Consider the following 16,560-nt stretch of genomic DNA (forward strand, 5'->3'; position numbering starts at 1 on the left):
CCTACTTCGCCTGCGCGATGTCCGTGTCGATCTGCCGGGCGGTTTCCCTCAGGCCCTTCCTCAGGTCGGTGGCCCGGCCGCTCTCGTAGTCGTAGCCGAACTCCTGGATCGTGGTGAGGTAGACGCCGCCGTTGACGGAGGCGGGCGCGGTGGTGGAGTCGGGGTTCGCGGCGATCTCCAGGAACGTCCGGAAGCGCGGGTCGTACTTCAGCTTCGGGGACTTCAGGGCCGCGAGCGTGGACGGGACGTTGTGGATCGCGTTGGAGAAGTCCACCACCGCGTCCGTGTCCGTCGTCATGTACTTCACCAGCTCCCAGGCCGCGTTCTGCTTCCTGCTGGTCGCGGCGATACCGGCGATGGTGCCGGTGATGTAGCCCTTGCCGTACTCGTCGGCCCGGTCGTCCGGGACGGGCAGCGGGGCGACGCCGATCTCGAAGTCCGGCTTGCTGTCCAGGGCCATGCCCAGGCGCCACTCGCCGTCGAGCTGCATGGCGACCTGGCCGGTGTGGAAGGGGTGCTTGGGGCCCCACTCGTCGCCGAGCTTCGAGCGGTAGGTCTCCAGCTTGCGGTAGCCGCCCAGTTCGTCGACCAGCCTCTTCTGCAGCTTGAACGCCTGCTCGAAGGCGGGGTCCTCGGCGACGTTCGACTTGCCGTCCTTGTCGAAGTACCGGGGGGAGAACTGGCCGAGGTAGTGCTCGGTGGTCGTCTCCCAGCCGTGGTAGTTCGGCATGAAGCCGAGCTGCCTGAAGGTGCCGCCCTGGGGGATCGTCAGCTTCTTGGCGTCCCTCTCGAACTGCGACCAGGTCTTCGGCGGGCTCGTGATGCCGGCCTTCTCGAACGCTGTCTTGTTGTAGTAGAGGCCGTACGCGTCGCCGAGCAGGGGGACCGCGCAGCGGTCGCCGTCGAACCGGGTGTACTCGTTCATCGCCTTCGGGAAGGTCTTTCGCGGGTCGATTCCGGACTTCTCGAAGAACGGGTCGAGATCGACGAGCGCACCCGAGGAACAGAACCTCCCGACGCTGTTCGTGGTGAACGACGAGATGACGTCCGGGGCCTTGCCGCCGCCGGTGCGCAGAGCCTGGTTGATCTTGTCGTCCGTCATGTTGCCGACGACGTTCACATGGATGGTGGGGTGCGCCTTCTCGAATCCGGCGACCAGGTCCTTGACGGCCCTCACTTCCGAGGGCGCGCTCCAGGCGTGCCAGAAGTTGAGGGTCGTCTCCTTGGAGACGTCGTCGCCCGGACCGGCGTCCGGCTGGCCGGTACAGGCGGTGGCGAGGAGGGCGATGGAGGCGGACGCGGCGAGTGCGAGCGCCGCGATTCTGGGCATTTGGGGCATGGCAGGGCTCCCTGAGGCACGGAGGAAGAAGGAAAAAGCTGGGAGGGGGTGGAGTCAGCGGGAGGTGTCGAAGACCTCGTCACGCGTGGTCGCGAGGGCGCTCTCGAGCGCGCCGCGCAGCACGGGGTCTTCGCGGACGTCGCTCACGACCAGACGCGGGCGGGACGCGGCCAGCTCCTCCAGTTCGGCCTGGACCAGGGCGCGCAGCGGCTCACCGCCCGAGGTGAGGGACGCGCCGCTCAGGACGACCAGCTCGGGGTCCAGGACCGACACGAGGGAGGCCAGGCCGGTGGCCAGGCGGGTCGCGTAGGCCCGGAGGAGGTCGCGGTGCGGTTCGTCGCCGGTCCGGGCGGCCCGGGCCACCAGTTGTGCGGCGGCCTCGGTGTACGGACCCGTCGGGATGTCCTCGATGCCGAGGTCCCGGGCCAGGCGCGGCACGGCCTGTGAACCGGCCAGCTCCTGGTAGCCGCCGCTGTTGGCCTTGGTGACCTGGCGGACCAGGGGTGTGCCAGGGACCGGCAGGAAGCCGACCTCGCCGGCGCCGCCGGTCCAGCCGCGGTGCAGCCGGCCGCCGAGGACCAGGGCGGCGCCCAGGCCCTCCTGGTTCCACAGCAGCACGAAGTCCGCGTGGCCCCGGGCCGCGCCGAGCCGTTGTTCGGCGAGCGCGACCAGGTTGACGTCGTTCTCGTACTCGAACGGCATCGGCAGGGCGGCGGCGAGCTCCTCCAGCAGGGTCGGGGAGTGCCAGCCGGGCAGGTGGGAGGCGTAGCGCAGGCGGCCCGTGGTGGGGTCGAAGGCGCCGGGGGTGCCGATGACGAGGCGGTGGACGTCGCCCCGGGTGAGGCCCGCCGCCTTCACCGCGCCGTCCAGGGCGTCGGTGACCTGCCGGACGACCGGGATGCCGGTGCGCCTTCCGGGGGTGGGCAGTTCGAAGCGGCCGACCGTGCGGCCGGTGATGTCGGCGACCGCGGCGAGGATCCGCTGGGGGGTGACGTCGAGTCCGGCGGCGTAACCGGCCGCCGGGTTGACCTCGTACAGCTGGGCGCCCGGACCCGGCCGGCCCTCGGTGGTGCCGGTGGCCAGGACGAGACCCGCCGCCTCCAGACGGGCCAGGAGCTGCGAGGCGGTCGGCTTGGACAGGCCGGTGAGCTTGCCGATCCTGGTGCGGGAGAGCTGACCGTGTTCCAGCAGCAGGTCCAGGGCCGCCCGGTCGTTCATGGCGCGCAGGACGCGCGGGGTGCCCGGCGTGCCGGCCGTTCCTGCCATGCGAGTCCACACCTGCCCTTCGGCTGCTCAGCCTCTCAGTGATCAGGCGGGGAAGTCCATTGGACGACCGCTCCCGATCGACTGTTAGGAAAGTTTCCTATCGGTGGGGAGGAAAGTAAGCCCGGCGCCGGCCGGGCGTCAATGGGGGACGGCCTGTCGTCATCCGGAGATGTGAAAGAGGGCGGCACCCGGGCCTGCCGGGTGCCGCCCTCTTCCGTGGAGCCGGCTGCTACTTCGTGGTGCTCGTCGGCGCGGGCGGAGCGAGCGGGGACGCCGCCGCCGACTGCGGTGACGTCGCGTTCGCGTACGCCGACGGGGCCGCCATCCCCGCTGTCGGGTCGGCGGGCTGCTCCTCCACCGGGGCCGTGGCGCCGCCCACTATCCGGATGTCCGCCGCGTCGAAGGACCGCTTGATCCGCCAGCGCAGCTCGCGCTCGACGGTCAGGGACTTGCCGGGCATCGTCTTGGCCGAGACGCGCACGACCATGGAGTCCAGCAGCACGCTGTCCAGGCCGAGGACCTGGATCGGGCCCCACAGCAGTTCGTTCCAGGGCTCCTCGGCGCCCATCTTCTCGGCGACCTCGTCGAGCGTGGACTTGACCTTGTCCAGGTCCTCGCCGACGTGGACCGTGACGTCGACGTTGGCGGTGGCCCAGCCCTGGGAGAGGTTGCCGATGCGCTTGACCTCGCCGTTGCGGACATACCAGATCTCGCCGTTGTCGCCGCGCAGCTTGGTCACGCGCAGACCCACCTCGATCACCTCGCCGGAGGCGACGCCCGCGTCGATGGTGTCTCCGACGCCGTACTGGTCCTCCAGGATCATGAAGACGCCGGAGAGGAAGTCCGTGACGAGGTTGCGGGCGCCGAAGCCGATCGCCACACCCGCGACACCGGCCGAGGCGAGCAGCGGGGCCAGGTTGATCTGGAAGGTGCCCAGGACCATCAGCGCGGCCGTTCCCATGATCAGGAAGGACGCCACCGACCGCAGCACCGAGCCGATCGCCTGCGAGCGCTGGCGCCGGCGTTCGTAGTTGACCAGCAGCCCGCCCAGCGCGCTGCCGTCCGCGGACTGGACGTTCCGGTTCATGCGGTCTATCAGCTTGGTGATCGCCCGCCGGACGACGCCCCTCAGCACGGCCGCTATCACCACGATGAGCAGGACGCGCAGGCCGATCGCGAGCCACGTCGACCAGTTCTGCTCGACCCAGCCGGCGGCGCTCGTCGCCTTCTCGTGGGCGTCCTGGAGCGAGGGGACTCTCGGGGTCTCTGTGTCCGAGGGGTTCGGCGACGGCGACGGGCCGGCGGCGAGCAGGGCGGCGGACAAGGACACGGCGGGTACCTCCAGGTGCAGCGGTCTGCCCCGGTGCGGTGGCCCTGCGGGGGTCAAGGTCACGGATGGGTCACCGAAGGGGCAGAACCACCACACTAACGGGGCATTGTGTGTGCCCTTGCCGGATGTGTGAAGGAGAGACCGTGCTCACCTGGGCTTGAACCGGCCACCATCCGGGGGATGAATCAGATGTGGTCGAAAACACTCTCAGCCCGTTACGGGGACATGGTGGCGCTTCCACCAGGCATGAGGGGAGACTGGCTACGAATCGTCCCGGCGCGAGCCACGCGCCGCCGGCGTCCAAGGAGGCATCCGTGCCGCATGTCCTGGTCCTCAACGCGTCGTACGAGCCGCTAGGTGTCGTACCGCTCCGCCGCGCGCTCGTCCTCGTCCTCGAGAACAAGGCCGTATGCCTCGAGGAGTCCGGCGCCTATCTGCACAGCGCGACCGTCACAGTCCCCGCACCCAGCGTGGTCCGGCTCAAGCGATTCGTCCGGGTTCCCTATCGGGGGCCCGTTCCTCTGACCCGCCGGGCGCTGTTCGCCCGCGACGGGGGCCGGTGCATGTACTGCGGTGGCGTCGCAACCAGCGTCGACCACGTCGTCCCGCGCAGCCGCGGGGGCAAGCACGTCTGGGACAACGTGGTGGCGTCCTGCCGCCGCTGCAACCACGTGAAGGCCGACCGGCACCTCGTCGAGATCGGCTGGCGGCTGCGTCACAAACCCGCCCCGCCCACCGGCCTCGCCTGGCGCATCATCGGGACCGGCCATAGGGACCCGCGCTGGCTGCCGTACTTGCAGCCGTACGGCGCGGACGACGCCATGGCCCGGATCGACGGCATTTCCGCCTGACGAGGATCCGGGCCTTCGTATTGCCGTGTGCGGTCGGCCGACCGGCCCGGGGAACCCCCGTTCCCCCGGGCCGGCCCGCCCTGCGGAGGGCGCCTACGCGTACCGCAGCTCCCCCGGGCGCACCGAGCGGCGCAGCAGGGGCAGCGAGGTGGCCGCGGCCAGCAGGCAGGCGGCGTAGACGGCGACGGGCGCCAGGGCGATCACCCAGGGCACCGGCCGGCCGGCGAGCAGGGCGTACCAGGCGCCGATGGCCGTCCCGCCCAGGCCGGAGAGCAGCATGGCGGGGGCGAGTGGCAGCGCCGTCTCCAGCAGCAGGGCCCGGCCGAGCACCGTGCGCGGCACCCCGGCGGCGGCCTGCGCGGCCAGGCCCCGGCGGCGGGTGGCCAGGGACTCGGCGGTGCCGACGGCGAGGCCGGACAGGGTGATCGCGAAGGCGACGGCGATGGCGGCGCCGGTGAGGTCGAGGCCGGTGGTGTAGTACGACGTGCTCGCGGAGAGGTTCCGCCCGGAATGCACCACGTCGCTCAGCACCTGCCGGATGCCCAGGAAGCCGGTCCCGGCGACCGTCACCAGGAGCACCGCGGCGTGGGTGCGGGCGGCCGACCACGGATCGTCGCGGAGCCGTTCCGCCGCGATCAGCGTCGCCGCCGACCGGGCCCGGACCGCGAGCAGCCGCCCGGTCGCCTTGGCGGTGGCCCCGGAGAGCCACACGGCGCCCGCGCCGACCGCGAGGACCATGCCCATCAGTTGCAGCGGCGGCCCGCCGTTCGGCCGGTTGGCGGCAGGCGTGGATGTGGTGGCCACGGCCAGCAACGCCACCACGGCGACGAGCAGGATTCCCGCCAGGAACAGCAGGCCCGGCCCTCGGCCGTTACGCTGCCCCACCCGGCGCACCCAGCCGAGCGGGGAGGCCACCACCCGGCGCAGGGCGAGCGCGCCCGCGACCGCGCCCAGCACCGGTACGGCGGCGGCCACCAGCGCGATCCCCACCCAGGCCAGTGCGGTCGGCCGGTCCCACTGGCGCAGCAGGAGCAGCACCGAGAAGCCGGTGGCGACCGCCGAGCCCAGCAGACAGGCCGGCCCGGTCTCCAGCGCCGCGATCCGCCGCACCTGCCAGGGCGTCGCTCCGGCCAGCCGCAGCCCGGCCAGCCGCCGGTCCCGGTGCACCGCCCCGATCCGGGCGCACTGGCCGAGGAAGCCCAGCACCGGCACCAGCAGGAGCAGCAGGCCGACGATCACGCCGGACCGCGTGCCGGGCTCGTCCAGCAACCCCGCGGCGACGGGCACCCGGTAACTGCCCCGGAGCGAGGCCAGAGCGACGGCGGCCAGCGCGAACCCCGTCGCCAGGGCGGCGCCCGCCGCCGTCAGCGCGACCCGCCACCACTCCCCGCGATCGGAACCTCGGGTGAGCTCCCAGGCGAGACGCAGATCGGAACGGAGGGAGCTCATGCCGTCACCCCCAGCGGCGTCACGGCGCCGTCCCGAAGCTGTACCTCGCGGTCCGCGTACGCCGCCACCTGGGCGTCGTGGGTGATCAGCAGGACCGAGGTGCCCGACTCGCGGGCCGTGTGGACCAGGGCCGTCATGACCTGCTCGCCGGACAGCGAGTCCAGCGCCCCCGTCGGCTCGTCCGCGAACACCACCTTCGGGCCGGTGACCAGGGCCCGGGCCAGCGCGGTCCGCTGGGCCTGGCCGCCGCTCAGCTCACCCGGCCGCAGATCCTGCTGCCCGCGCACCCCGAACCGCTCCAGCCACTCACCGGCCCGGGCCCGGGCCCCGGCGCGGTCGGTGCCGGCCAGCAGCAGCGGCAGGGCGACGTTGTCCAGGGCCGTCAGCTCGGGGATGAGCTGCCCGAACTGGAACACCACACCGAACTCGGTACGCCGCAGCTCGCTCAGCCGCTTCTCGGGCAGGTCCGTCAGGCGCTGACCGTCGTACGTCACCGAACCCTCGTCCGGACGGACGATCCCGGCCAGACAGTGCAGCAGCGTCGACTTGCCGCTGCCGCTCGCGCCGGTCACCGCGAGGATCTCGCCCTCGTGCAGCTCGACCGAGGCACCGCGCAGCGCGGGCGTCCGGCCGTGCGCCTTGGTGAGGCCGCTCGCCGAGAGAAGAGGCACGGGTCTGCTCATACTGCGTCGACCTCCGCGGTCAGAGTGGTCAGCCGGGCCGCCGTGGTGCTCATCCAGCGGAGATCGGCGTCGAGGTGGTTGAGGGCGTAGTCCGCCGAGAGCACGGTCGCCAGGTCCGCGCCCTTGGCGGCCTTGACCGCCGTGAGTTCCCGCATCCGCTCCATGTGGGCGGCACGCTGGGCGCTCAGGTACGCGGCCGGGTCGCCGCCCGAGAGGATCGAGACCACGACCTTGGCGAAGATCTCGTTCGTCACGAAGGGCGCGGGCGGCGCGATCTCGGCGGCCCATCGGGACAGCTCGTGAGTCCCCTCGCCGGTCGCGCGGTACATCGTCCGCTCCGGGCCGCCGTCCGAATCGGTGCCGTCCACCTCGGCGAGGCCGTCGCGGACGAGGCGCTGGAGGGTCGTGTAGACCTGCCCGTAGGCCAGCGGGCGGGCCTGGGGGAAGCGTTCGTCGTGGCGTCGCTTGAGGTCGTAGCCATGGCTCGGCCCCGAGGCGAGCAGGCCCAGCAGGATGTGGCGGGTGCTCATGGCGATCATTATGCACTGAGTACATGTACTGAGTGAATAGTGGCGCGGGAGAAGAGTGAGACGATCCCCTTCAAAGGCCGCTACCGGCTCACTCGACAGCTCACTCGGTGACGGCGTACGCCTCCACCGACCACAGCGAATACCCGTACGGCGTGGCGCGCTTCTCGCCCTGGACCCGCACGAAGCGCACGTCGGGCTCGTCCATGCGGACGCTCTCGACACCGCCCCGGCCGTCCCGCACCGACGCCGCCGTCCGCCAGCGGCGGCCGTCCGGCGACACCTGGACGCGGTACGCCGAGGGGTGGGCGTCCTGCCAGCGCAGCACGACCCGGCCGAGCCGGGCCGGACGGGGCAGCTCCGTCTGCCACCAGGCGCCGTCGTCGACCGGGGACGACCAGCGGGTGTCCGGGTCGCCGTCGTTCGCCGCCGACGCGGGGAAGTCGGGCGTCTCGTCGCCCGAGGAACGCGCCGTGCCGCCGCGGGCCAGGTCGGCGCCGCCGGTGGGCGGGAACGCCCGGACGGTGAGCGTGCGGGTCGCTCCCGCGAACCCCAGCCGGATGTCGTACGACCGGCGCGGCGAACCGGGCTCCACGGTTACCTCGACCGGGACCTCCAGCGTCGTGCCGCGTTCCACGGTCAGCTCGCCCCTGGGCACCCGCACCCGGACGCCCTCGGGCGCGTCGACGGTGAGCCTGCCGCGGGCTTCGGCGGGCCGCAGCGAGCCCAGCCCGGCCGTCAGCCGCTCCGGCCTGCCGTTCTCGGCGTCCAGGCGGTCGCGCGTCAGGGTCAGGGAGGTGGCGGGGGAGTCCGTGAACCAGGGGACCAGGTGGTGTACCCGGGAGGAGACGGGTCCGGTGACCCGGACGGCGTCCGCCCGCTGCCCGGCGAGCCCCCCGCCCGGTACGCGCACCTCGGTCGCGCCCGAGGCGGACAGCCTGCCGGCGGCCCGCCAGCCCTGCCCCGGCACGTGCAGCTCCACGGTGCCCTCCCCGCCGGGGTCGGCGAGGACCGTCACGGCGTTCAGGGCCCGGGGGTGCGGGAAGCGCAGCGTACGGCCGTCGCCCGGATCGCCGGGGTTCCGGGGCGGCTCGCGGTCGACGCCCGACCAGGCCGTGTACTCCTTCTGTGCCCGCCGCAGGAAGGGGTCCAGCACGTCCGTGCCGACCTTGACGGGGGCCGGTTCGAGCCGGGCGCGGAGCGCGCCGAGCCGGCGGTACGCCGTCCAGGCCGCCGCCGTGTCCCCGGCGCGCTGCGCGTCCAGCATGTCGAGCGCGGCCGTGCCCGCCTCGCCGTAGCGCGCAAGCTGCTGGGCCCAGGGGGCGACCTCGGAGGCGAGGCCGGTGCCCGAAAGCCGCCGGGGCAGCTCGCGCAGCACCCCGAACGCGTCCCGCAGCCGCCGCGCGGCGTCACCGCCCGGCCCCTCACCGCTCGTCGCACGGGACCGCCAGTACGCCTCCACCAGCGGCCGCAGATACGCCGACTCCTCGCCCCCGAGAACCGACGACGCGTCGTTCCGGGCCAGCGCCGCCAGGGCCTCCTCGCGGCGCCGGTCCCCGTCCGCGAGATCGGTGATCGCGGCGCGCCAGGACTCGCCGGGGAGGTAGGCGCGGGGGTTCCAGGCGTAGTCGGCGGCGGTGAACAGCGGGATCCGGGACGCCTCGGGCTGCTGCATCGCGTTGGCGAGCAGCGCTGCCGAGCCGGTGGCGACGGCCGGTTCGCGGCCCTGGTAGGGGCCGAGGAAGACGCGGCCCGGCTCGTAGTCGTTGACCGGGTAGTTGTCCATCGTGACCAGCGGGTGCCCGAAGGCCTCCCGGGCCTCGGCCAGCTCACCGCCCGTGATGGTGCGGGGCACCACCCCCACGCCCGTCCAGGCCACCTCGACATCCGCGTCCAGCGCGTCCGCGAGGGCCAGCCGGTAGTCGGTGGTGCCGTCCTCGTAGTACTCGGTCGGCATCACGGACAGGGCGGGGGCGCCGGGGTGCCGCTCCGCGAGGTGCCGGGTCACCGCGTTCGCCACCCGGGCCTGGGCCCGCGCCGCGGCCCGCGGGCCGGAACCGAACCGGTCGGCGTCCGCTTCACAGTGCCACTCGCTGTAGCTGACGTCCTGGAACTGGAGCTGGAAGGCACGGAAGCCCAGCGCCCACATCGCGTCGAGCTTGCGCGTCAGCGCACGCACGTCGGAGTCCGAGGCGAAGCACATCGCCTGACCCGGAGCCACCGCCCACCCGAGGGCGACGTGGTTGCGGCGCGCCCGCTCGGCCAGCTCCCGGAACGCGGCCCGCTGCGGCGCCGGGTACGGCTCACGCCAGCGCGCCTGCCGGTAGAGGTCGTCACCGGGGGCGTACAGGTACCGGTTCTGCTTGGTGCGCCCCATGAAGTCGAGCTGCCCCAGCCGCTGCCGGTGCGTCCACGCGGTGCCGTAGAAGCCCTCGGTGATACCGCGAACGGCGGTGCCGGGCCAGTCGCGCACGACGGCCGCGGCGATGGTGCCGCCGGGGCGCAGGAGCTGCCGCAGCGTCTGCACGGCGTGGAAGAGGCCGTCCTCGCCGGTGCCGGCCAGCACGATGCCGTCCCCGCCGACCGAGAGCTCGTAACCCCCGGTGGGCAGGGCGTGGCGGTCTCCGGGCCGGGCCGGTTCCGTCCGGGCACGCACGGTCAGTGCCCCCGGGCGCGGCTCGGCGGACTCGGTGATCCGGCGGGCCCCGGCCTGCCGCAGCACCTCGCGCAGGGCCTCGACGGCGTACCGGTCCGCTCCCGCCCCGGTGATCAGGGCGACCTCCTCCGGCACCGTGACCGGGCCGCCGTTCCCGCGCAGCGACTGCGGCCGCGGCCAGACGGAGAGCCCGGGTCCGGTGGTGTCGGGCGCGCGGGTCGCGGTCGTGTCCGGGGCGGGCGGAGCCGCCACCGCGGCGGTCGGGACGCCGAGGCTTCCGGCGACGACGGCGACCGCGAGAGCCACTGCCCGCTTCCCATGCCTCAGTCCCACAGGCCCCCCTGATGTGTTCGACCGGGAGAACGAGCCCACCACCCGCCCCGTACGGGTGTCAACGAGAGTGGCCATTGTGACCGAATTGCCGGAAGCTGGAAGGTGTGCAGGTGCGCGAAATGTGACCCGGAGCACGATGTTCGGCCTGGGGCGTCTGACATGGCGTCGACTGGGTAGGGCTGCCACAACCCGTCGAACGACGAACCAGACAAGGAGGCCCCCGTGGCTGCGATGACTTTCCTTCCGCTCCCGGCCCCGTCCAAACCCGTGGCGGACACGTCCGCCGACCTCGACCCGCACTATGACGACCCCCGCTACGACGACCCGCACTACTGCGTCTTCAGCGCCGAGAGCGCCTGCGCCGGGCCCCCGCTGACCAGCGAGCCCCCGCTGCCCGACGCTGAGCCCCTCACCAGCGAACCGCCCCTCGCCGAATCCGCCCCCCTCACCAGCGAGCCCTCCACCCTCGTTCCGGACTACATGGCGTCCTAGGGGTCCTTCCGGTCGATCTCCGCGGCGTCGCGACGCCCGGCACGCTCGCGCGCACGCCGATCGAACCCACCGAAAGTCGCTCCTCTCCCGCGCGGATCACCAGAAGGGGCCCAGATGACCGCACCGCGGCCGGCCGACCCGCCTTCCGAGGACCTTTCGCGCCTCGCCGGCCTGCACGGCGTCGCCACCTCCTACAGTCCGTCCCCGGACCGTACGGTGGCGGCCTCGGCCACCGCGGTCACCCGCACCCTCGCCGCCCTCGGGGTGGACGCGAGCACGCCCGGCGCCGTCCGCGCCGCGCTCGCCGCCCGGGAGCGCGAGCTGGGTGCCAGGCTGCTGCCGCCCACGGTGGTCGGCTGGGGCGGCGACGCCCCGGCCGCCCTGGCCGCGCTCCCCGAGGGCACCCGGCTGCGCGTCCACACCGAGCAGGGCGAGACCCGCGCCTCGGCGGAGCGGCTCCCGCCGGGCGTCCACCGGCTGACCGCCACCGCCCCCGACGGCCGCACGGCCACCGCCCACCTGGTCGTCGCCCCGCCCCGCCTGCCCGCCCCCGCCGCCCGCTCGCACGGGCTCCTCGTCCAGCTCTACTCCCTGCTGTCCGGCCGCTCCTGGGGCATGGGCGACCTCGGCGACCTCGCGGAACTGGCCGGCTGGGCCGGACGGTCGCTCGGCGCCGGCTTCGTCCAGGTCAACCCGCTGCACGCGGCCGTGCCCGGCGCCCCCACCGACCCCTCCCCGTACCGTCCCTCCTCACGCCGATTCCCCGACCCCGTGCACCTGAGGATCGAGGACGTCCCCGAGTACGCCTACATCGAGGACCGCGAGCGCCTCGACGCCCTGCTGGAGAGGTCCGGCCGGCTGCGCGCGGCGGTGCTGGAAGGGGGCGCGCTGATCGACCGGGACGCCGTGTGGGAGCTCAAGCGGGAGGCGCTCGAGCTGCTGTGCGACGTGCCGCTCGGCCCCGGCAGGCGCGCCGCCTACCGGGACTTCCTCGCCGAGCAGGGCCAGGCACTGGAGGACCACGCCACCTGGTGCGCGCTCGCCGAGGTGCACGGCTCGGACTGGCACCGCTGGCCGGCCGGCCTGCGCGACCCCCGCTCGGCCGACACGGCCCGCGCCCGCGGCGGCCTCATGGACCGGGTCGGCTTCTGGTCCCGGCTCGCCTGGCTCACCGACACCCAGCTCACCGCGGCGCAGCGCACCGGACGCGAGGCGGGCATGCCCGTCGGCGTCGTGCACGACCTGGCGGTCGGCGTGCACCCCGGCGGCGCCGACGCCTGGGCGCAGCAGGAGTACTTCGCCGCCGGGATGTCGGTGGGCGCGCCACCGGACGCCTTCAACGCCCGCGGCCAGGACTGGGGCCTGCCGCCCTGGCGCCCCGACCGGCTGGCCGCGTCGGGCTACGCCCCGTTCCGCGAACTGCTCCGGGCCCTCTTCCGCTACGCCGGGGCCCTGCGCATCGACCACGTCATGGGCCTGTTCCGCCTGTGGTGGGTGCCGCAGGGCCACCCGCCGACGGAGGGCACCTACGTCCGCTACGACGCCGAGGCCATGCTCGCCGTGCTCGTCCTGGAGGCCTCCCGGGCCGGGGCGCTGGTGATCGGCGAGGACCTGGGCACCGTCGAGCCCGGTGTCCGCGAGACGCTGCGCGAGCGCGGTGTGCTCGGCACGTCCGTCCTGTGGTTCGAGCGCGACTGGGAGGGCGACGGCCGCCCCCTGCCCCCCGACAGCTGGCGCTCCGACTGCCTGGCCACCGCCACCACCCACGACCTGCCCTCCACGGCCGCCCGCCTCACCGGCGAGCACGTCGAGCTCCGCGACAGCCTCGGTCTGCTCACCCGCCCGCTGGAGGAGGAGCGCGCCGAGGCCGCCGCCGACACGGGGGAGTGGCTGGCCCTGCTGACCAGCCTCGGCCTGCTGCCGGGCACCGGCGGCGGCGACACGTTCTCGGAGGAGGCCGAGATCCAGGCCGTCCACCGCTTCCTGCTGCGCACCCCGGCCCGCCTGGTCGGCGTCTGGCTCCCGGACGGGGTGGGCGACCGTCGCCCGCAGAACCTCCCGGGCACCTGGGACCAGTACCCGAACTGGCGCCTGCCGATCGCCGACGCGCAGGGCCGCCCGGTGACACTGGAGGACCTGGCGGCCTCTCCCCGGCTGCACGCGCTGATGGCCGTGCTCAACGAGCCGGATCAGGCCCCGGGCGGTCCGGCGACCGGCCCGTCCGGCGCCTGAGGGCCCCGCCGGGGGCTCTTACGGCACCCCGGGCGCGCGTCCCCCACCGGCGTTGGATACTTTTGGCACCGTGGACAAGAAGAACGCCCTGCGCGCCGGCGCCCTGGCAGCCGGTACGACGCTGATGATGCTGCTCATGTCGTCGCCCGCCTCCGCGCTCACCCGCGACGACGGTGACGACCCCGGTCCGGGCCTGAGCGTCATCGAGACGCTGGGCCTCTTCGTCGTGGCCCCGATCGTGCTGTACCTGGTCATCCACGGTCTGGTGCTGGTCGGCGACAAGTCGCACAAGAAGAAGGACCCGACCAGCTCCAACATCACCACCAAGGCCGACGCCAAGGCCTGACCCAGGGCTCCTCGCCGAGGGCGCCGCCGCGGTCACCGTACGAACGGGACCGCGGCGGCGCCCTCGGTGTTTGAGATCAACGCCGTTACCGACCACCTGAACGACAGGGGCGCCCGGCGGTACCGGGCGCCCCACGATCACCTGCGGCCGGTCACTCCGCCGCCGCGTCCGCCCGCTGGGCCCGCAGCGCGCGCTCCACGCCGGCCCGGGACTCCGAGACCAGACGCCGCAGGGCCGCGTTCGGCTCGGCGGCGGTCAGCCAGTCGTCCGTCCTGTCCAGGGTCTCCTGGGAGACCTGGACGGCCGGGTAGAGGCCGACGGCGATCTGCTGGGCCATCTCGTGGGAGCGGGACTCCCAGATGTCCTTGACCACCTCGAAGTAGCGCTCCGCGTACGGGGCGAGCAGCTCACGCTGGTCGGTCTGAACGAAGCCGGCGATGACCGCCTCCTGCACGGCGTTCGGCAGCTTGTCGGAGTCCACGACCGAGGCCCATGCCTCCGCCTTGGCCTCCGGGGTCGGGCGCGCCGCGCGGGCCGTGGCGGCGTGGCGCTCACCGGCGGCCGTGCGGTCACGGTCGTACTCGCCCGCGATCTCCGCCTCGTCGAACCGGCCGACCGCCGCGAGCCGCTGCACGAACGCCCACCGCAGCTCCGTGTCGACGACCAGGCCGTCGATGGTCTGCGACCCGTCCAGCAGCGCGTCCAGCAGGTCCAGCTGCTCGGGCGTGCGGGCCGTCGCGGCGAACGCCCGCGCCCACGCCAGCTGGTGGTCGCTGCCCGGCGCCGCCGACCGCAGGTGGGCCAGCGTCGCGTCGGTCCAGCGGGCCAGCAGCGCCTCGCGGGCGGCCGGGTCGGCGTACAGGTCGATGGCCAGCTTCACCTGGCGCTGCAGCGACTGCACGACACCGATGTCGGACTCCTTGCCGATGCCGGACAGCACCAGGGACAGGTAGTCGCGGGCCGCGAGCTCCGCGTCGCGCGTCATGTCCCACGCCGACGCCCAGCACAGGGCCCGGGGCAGGGACCACTCGAAGTCGCCGAGGTGTTCGGTCACGAAGGCCAGGGACCGCTCGTCCAGGCGGACCTTCGCGTACGACAGGTCGTCGTCGTTGAGCAGCACCACGGCCGGGCGGCGCTTGCCGACCAGCTGCGGTACGGCGGTCAGGGCGCCGTCCACATCCAGCTCTGCGCGCTCGGTCCGCACCAGCTTGCCGCTCGCGTCGTCGAGCTCGTACAGGCCGACGGCGATGCGGTGCGGGCGCAGGGTCGGCTCGCCCTTGGCGCCGGGCGGCAGGGCCGGGGCCTCCTGCCGGACGGCGAAGGAGGTGATGACGCCGTCAGCACCGTCACCGTCGGTCTCGATCTCCGGGCGCAGCACGTTGATGCCGGCCGTCTGCAGCCACTTCTCCGACCACGTCTTCAGATCGCGGCCGGAGGTCTCCTCGAGCGCGCCCAGCAGGTCGGACAGGCGCGTGTTGCCGAAGGCGTGACGCTTGAAGTAGGCCTGCACGCCCCGGAAGAACTCGTCCATGCCGACGTAGGCGACGAGCTGCTTCAGGACGCTGGCGCCCTTGGCGTAGGTGATGCCGTCGAAGTTGACCAGGACGTCGTCCAGGTCCCGGATCTCCGCCATGATCGGATGGGTGGACGGCAGCTGGTCCTGCCGGTACGCCCAGGTCTTCATGGAGTTGGCGAAGGTGGTCCACGCGTGCGGCCACCGGCTCCCGGGCGCGTGCGCCTGGCAGGCGATGGAGGTGTAGGTGGCGAACGACTCGTTCAGCCACAGGTCGTTCCACCACTCCATGGTCACGAGGTCGCCGAACCACATGTGGGCCAGCTCGTGCAGGATGGTCTCCGCGCGCATCTCGTACGCGGCGTCCGTCACCTTCGAGCGGAACACGTACTGGTCGCGGATGGTCACCGCGCCCGCGTTCTCCATCGCGCCCGCGTTGAACTCCGGCACGAACAGCTGATCGTACTTCGCGAACGGGTACGCGTAGTCGAACTTCTCCTGGAACCACTCGAAGCCCTGCCGGGTCACCTCGAAGATGGCGTCCGAGTCGAGGTACTCGGCGAGCGAGGGGCGGCAGTAGATGCCGAGCGGCACGGACTGGCCGTCCTTCTCGTACACGCTGTGCACCGAGTGGTAGGGGCCGACGATCAGCGCCGTGATGTACGTCGAGATGCGCGGCGTCGGCTCGAACACCCAGACGTTGCCCTGGGGCTCGGGGGTGGGCGAGTTGGAGACGACGGTCCAGCCCTCCGGCGCCTTCACGGTGAACTGGAAGGTCGCCTTCAGGTCCGGCTGCTCGAAGCTCGCGAACACCCTGCGTGCGTCCGGCACCTCGAACTGGGTGTAGAGGTAGGCCTGTTCGTCGACCGGGTCGACGAAACGGTGCAGCCCCTCACCGGTGTTGGTGTACGCGCAGTCGGCGACGACCCGGAGGATGTTGCGGCCCTCGAGCAGTCCGGGCAGGGCGATGCGGGAGTCCGCGAAGACTTCGGCGGGGTCGAGCGAGTCGCCGTTCAGCGTCACCTCGTGCACGGCCGGCGCCACCAGGTCGATGAACGACTCGGCACCGTTCTCCGCCGTCACGTCGAAGCGCACCGTGGTCACGGACCGGAAGGTGCCGCCCTCCTGCGCGCCGGAGAGGTCGAGTTCGATCTCGTACGAGTCAACGGCGAGCAGCTTCGCCCGCTGCTGCGCCTCTTCGCGGGTCAGGTTTGTGCCAGGCACGCGGTCATCTCCTCGGTATGGGTGGGTTGCGCCATCTTTCCACGGCAGCCTCGCATCAGGCGACGACCTGGGAGAGCCCTAGGGATACCCCTCGCCCCCGGCGAGGGTCCGGGCGAACGCGCCTCCGCGAGCGCACGGCGACCCCGCGAGCGTGACGTCCGGATTCCGCGCCCCGGTCGCCTACGTCTCCCTGCGCTGTTGTCAGGACGCCGGATGCCTTCGGGCCGGCCCTCACAAAAGCGTTCGACGACCCGGCCGTGGCGCTCGTCCACGTCCGGGCCGTCGAGTACGGCTGTTACCTCTACGAGGTGCGCAGGGG

General features: G+C 73.1%; 12 protein-coding genes and 1 pseudogene. 5 read left to right on the top strand and 8 right to left on the bottom strand.

Features of this window, described 5'->3' with window-relative positions:
• Position 1: 1 nt before the first annotated feature.
• From IE212_RS12915 to IE212_RS12925, 3 genes are all read right to left on the bottom strand, one after another.
• A complete protein-coding gene (locus IE212_RS12915) occupies positions 2–1,339 on the bottom strand; it encodes an ABC transporter substrate-binding protein (RefSeq protein WP_190197934.1) in 1,338 nt (445 codons plus the stop codon).
• A gap of 54 nt (positions 1,340–1,393) precedes the next feature.
• On the bottom strand, positions 1,394–2,605 hold the full coding sequence (locus IE212_RS12920; protein WP_190197935.1) for an ROK family transcriptional regulator: 1,212 nt from the start codon (positions 2,603–2,605) through the stop codon (positions 1,394–1,396).
• Between the two features lie 229 nt (positions 2,606–2,834).
• Positions 2,835–3,935 (bottom strand): mechanosensitive ion channel family protein, encoded by a 1,101-nt coding sequence (locus IE212_RS12925; RefSeq protein WP_190197936.1) that lies wholly within the window; start codon positions 3,933–3,935, stop codon positions 2,835–2,837.
• A 314-nt stretch (positions 3,936–4,249) separates the two neighbouring features.
• On the opposite strand from IE212_RS12925, the gene IE212_RS12930 reads away from it, so the two are divergent.
• Positions 4,250–4,786 (top strand): HNH endonuclease, encoded by a 537-nt coding sequence (locus IE212_RS12930; RefSeq protein ID WP_190197937.1) that lies wholly within the window; start codon positions 4,250–4,252, stop codon positions 4,784–4,786.
• A gap of 93 nt (positions 4,787–4,879) precedes the next feature.
• On the opposite strand, the gene IE212_RS12935 is transcribed toward IE212_RS12930, so the two are convergent.
• From IE212_RS12935 to IE212_RS12950, 4 genes are all read right to left on the bottom strand, one after another.
• On the bottom strand, positions 4,880–6,235 hold the full coding sequence (locus IE212_RS12935; protein ID WP_190197938.1) for an FtsX-like permease family protein: 1,356 nt from the start codon (positions 6,233–6,235) through the stop codon (positions 4,880–4,882).
• Entirely contained in the window at positions 6,232–6,918 is a 687-nt protein-coding gene (locus tag IE212_RS12940) for an ABC transporter ATP-binding protein (RefSeq protein WP_190197939.1), read from the bottom strand. Before IE212_RS12940 ends, IE212_RS12935 begins: the two co-directional genes overlap by 4 nt.
• A complete protein-coding gene (locus IE212_RS12945) occupies positions 6,915–7,448 on the bottom strand; it encodes a PadR family transcriptional regulator (protein WP_190197940.1) in 534 nt (177 codons plus the stop codon). Before IE212_RS12945 ends, IE212_RS12940 begins: the two co-directional genes overlap by 4 nt.
• Before the next feature lie 100 nt (positions 7,449–7,548).
• The gene (locus IE212_RS12950; protein WP_190197941.1) at positions 7,549–10,434 is read right to left on the bottom strand and encodes a beta-N-acetylglucosaminidase domain-containing protein; all 2,886 of its coding nucleotides are present in this window, start codon (positions 10,432–10,434) and stop codon (positions 7,549–7,551) included.
• 222 nt (positions 10,435–10,656) lie between these two features.
• On the opposite strand from IE212_RS12950, the gene IE212_RS12955 reads away from it, so the two are divergent.
• The 3 genes from IE212_RS12955 (at position 10,657) to IE212_RS12965 (ending at position 13,504) form a co-directional block, all read left to right on the top strand.
• Entirely contained in the window at positions 10,657–10,926 is a 270-nt protein-coding gene (locus tag IE212_RS12955; RefSeq protein ID WP_190197942.1) for a hypothetical protein, read from the top strand.
• A gap of 114 nt (positions 10,927–11,040) precedes the next feature.
• Positions 11,041–13,158 carry a 4-alpha-glucanotransferase gene (gene malQ / locus IE212_RS12960; protein WP_190197943.1) on the top strand — a complete coding sequence of 706 codons (2,118 nt, stop codon included), beginning with the start codon at positions 11,041–11,043 and terminating at the stop codon, positions 13,156–13,158.
• A gap of 70 nt (positions 13,159–13,228) precedes the next feature.
• Positions 13,229–13,504 carry a hypothetical protein gene (locus IE212_RS12965; RefSeq protein ID WP_190197944.1) on the top strand — a complete coding sequence of 92 codons (276 nt, stop codon included), beginning with the start codon at positions 13,229–13,231 and terminating at the stop codon, positions 13,502–13,504.
• A 151-nt stretch (positions 13,505–13,655) separates the two neighbouring features.
• Here the strand turns inward: IE212_RS12965 and pepN are convergent, their stop codons facing one another.
• Positions 13,656–16,241, bottom strand: a complete 2,586-nt coding sequence (gene pepN, locus IE212_RS12970) for an aminopeptidase N (RefSeq protein ID WP_190197945.1) — start codon at positions 16,239–16,241, stop codon at positions 13,656–13,658.
• Positions 16,242–16,453: 212 nt separating this feature from the next.
• On the opposite strand from pepN, the pseudogene IE212_RS12975 reads away from it, so the two are divergent.
• Positions 16,454–16,558: pseudogene (locus IE212_RS12975) on the top strand (DUF1203 domain-containing protein); the annotation flags it as partial.
• Between the last annotated feature and the right edge of the window lie 2 nt (positions 16,559–16,560).

This window comes from Streptomyces djakartensis, from assembly GCF_014651075.1.
Lineage (GTDB): Bacteria > Actinomycetota > Actinomycetes > Streptomycetales > Streptomycetaceae > Streptomyces > Streptomyces djakartensis.

Excerpts from the sequence above, each read along its gene's own strand:
- malQ (WP_190197943.1), top strand. The coding sequence starts at position 11,041 with ATGACCGCACCGCGGCCGGCCGACCCGCCTTCCGAGGACCTTTCGCGC.
- IE212_RS12945 (WP_190197940.1), bottom strand. The coding sequence starts at position 7,448 with ATGAGCACCCGCCACATCCTGCTGGGCCTGCTCGCCTCGGGGCCGAGC.
- IE212_RS12940 (WP_190197939.1), bottom strand. The coding sequence starts at position 6,918 with ATGAGCAGACCCGTGCCTCTTCTCTCGGCGAGCGGCCTCACCAAGGCG.
- IE212_RS12935 (WP_190197938.1), bottom strand. The coding sequence starts at position 6,235 with ATGAGCTCCCTCCGTTCCGATCTGCGTCTCGCCTGGGAGCTCACCCGA.
- IE212_RS12920 (WP_190197935.1), bottom strand. The coding sequence starts at position 2,605 with ATGGCAGGAACGGCCGGCACGCCGGGCACCCCGCGCGTCCTGCGCGCC.
- IE212_RS12915 (WP_190197934.1), bottom strand. The coding sequence starts at position 1,339 with ATGCCCCAAATGCCCAGAATCGCGGCGCTCGCACTCGCCGCGTCCGCC.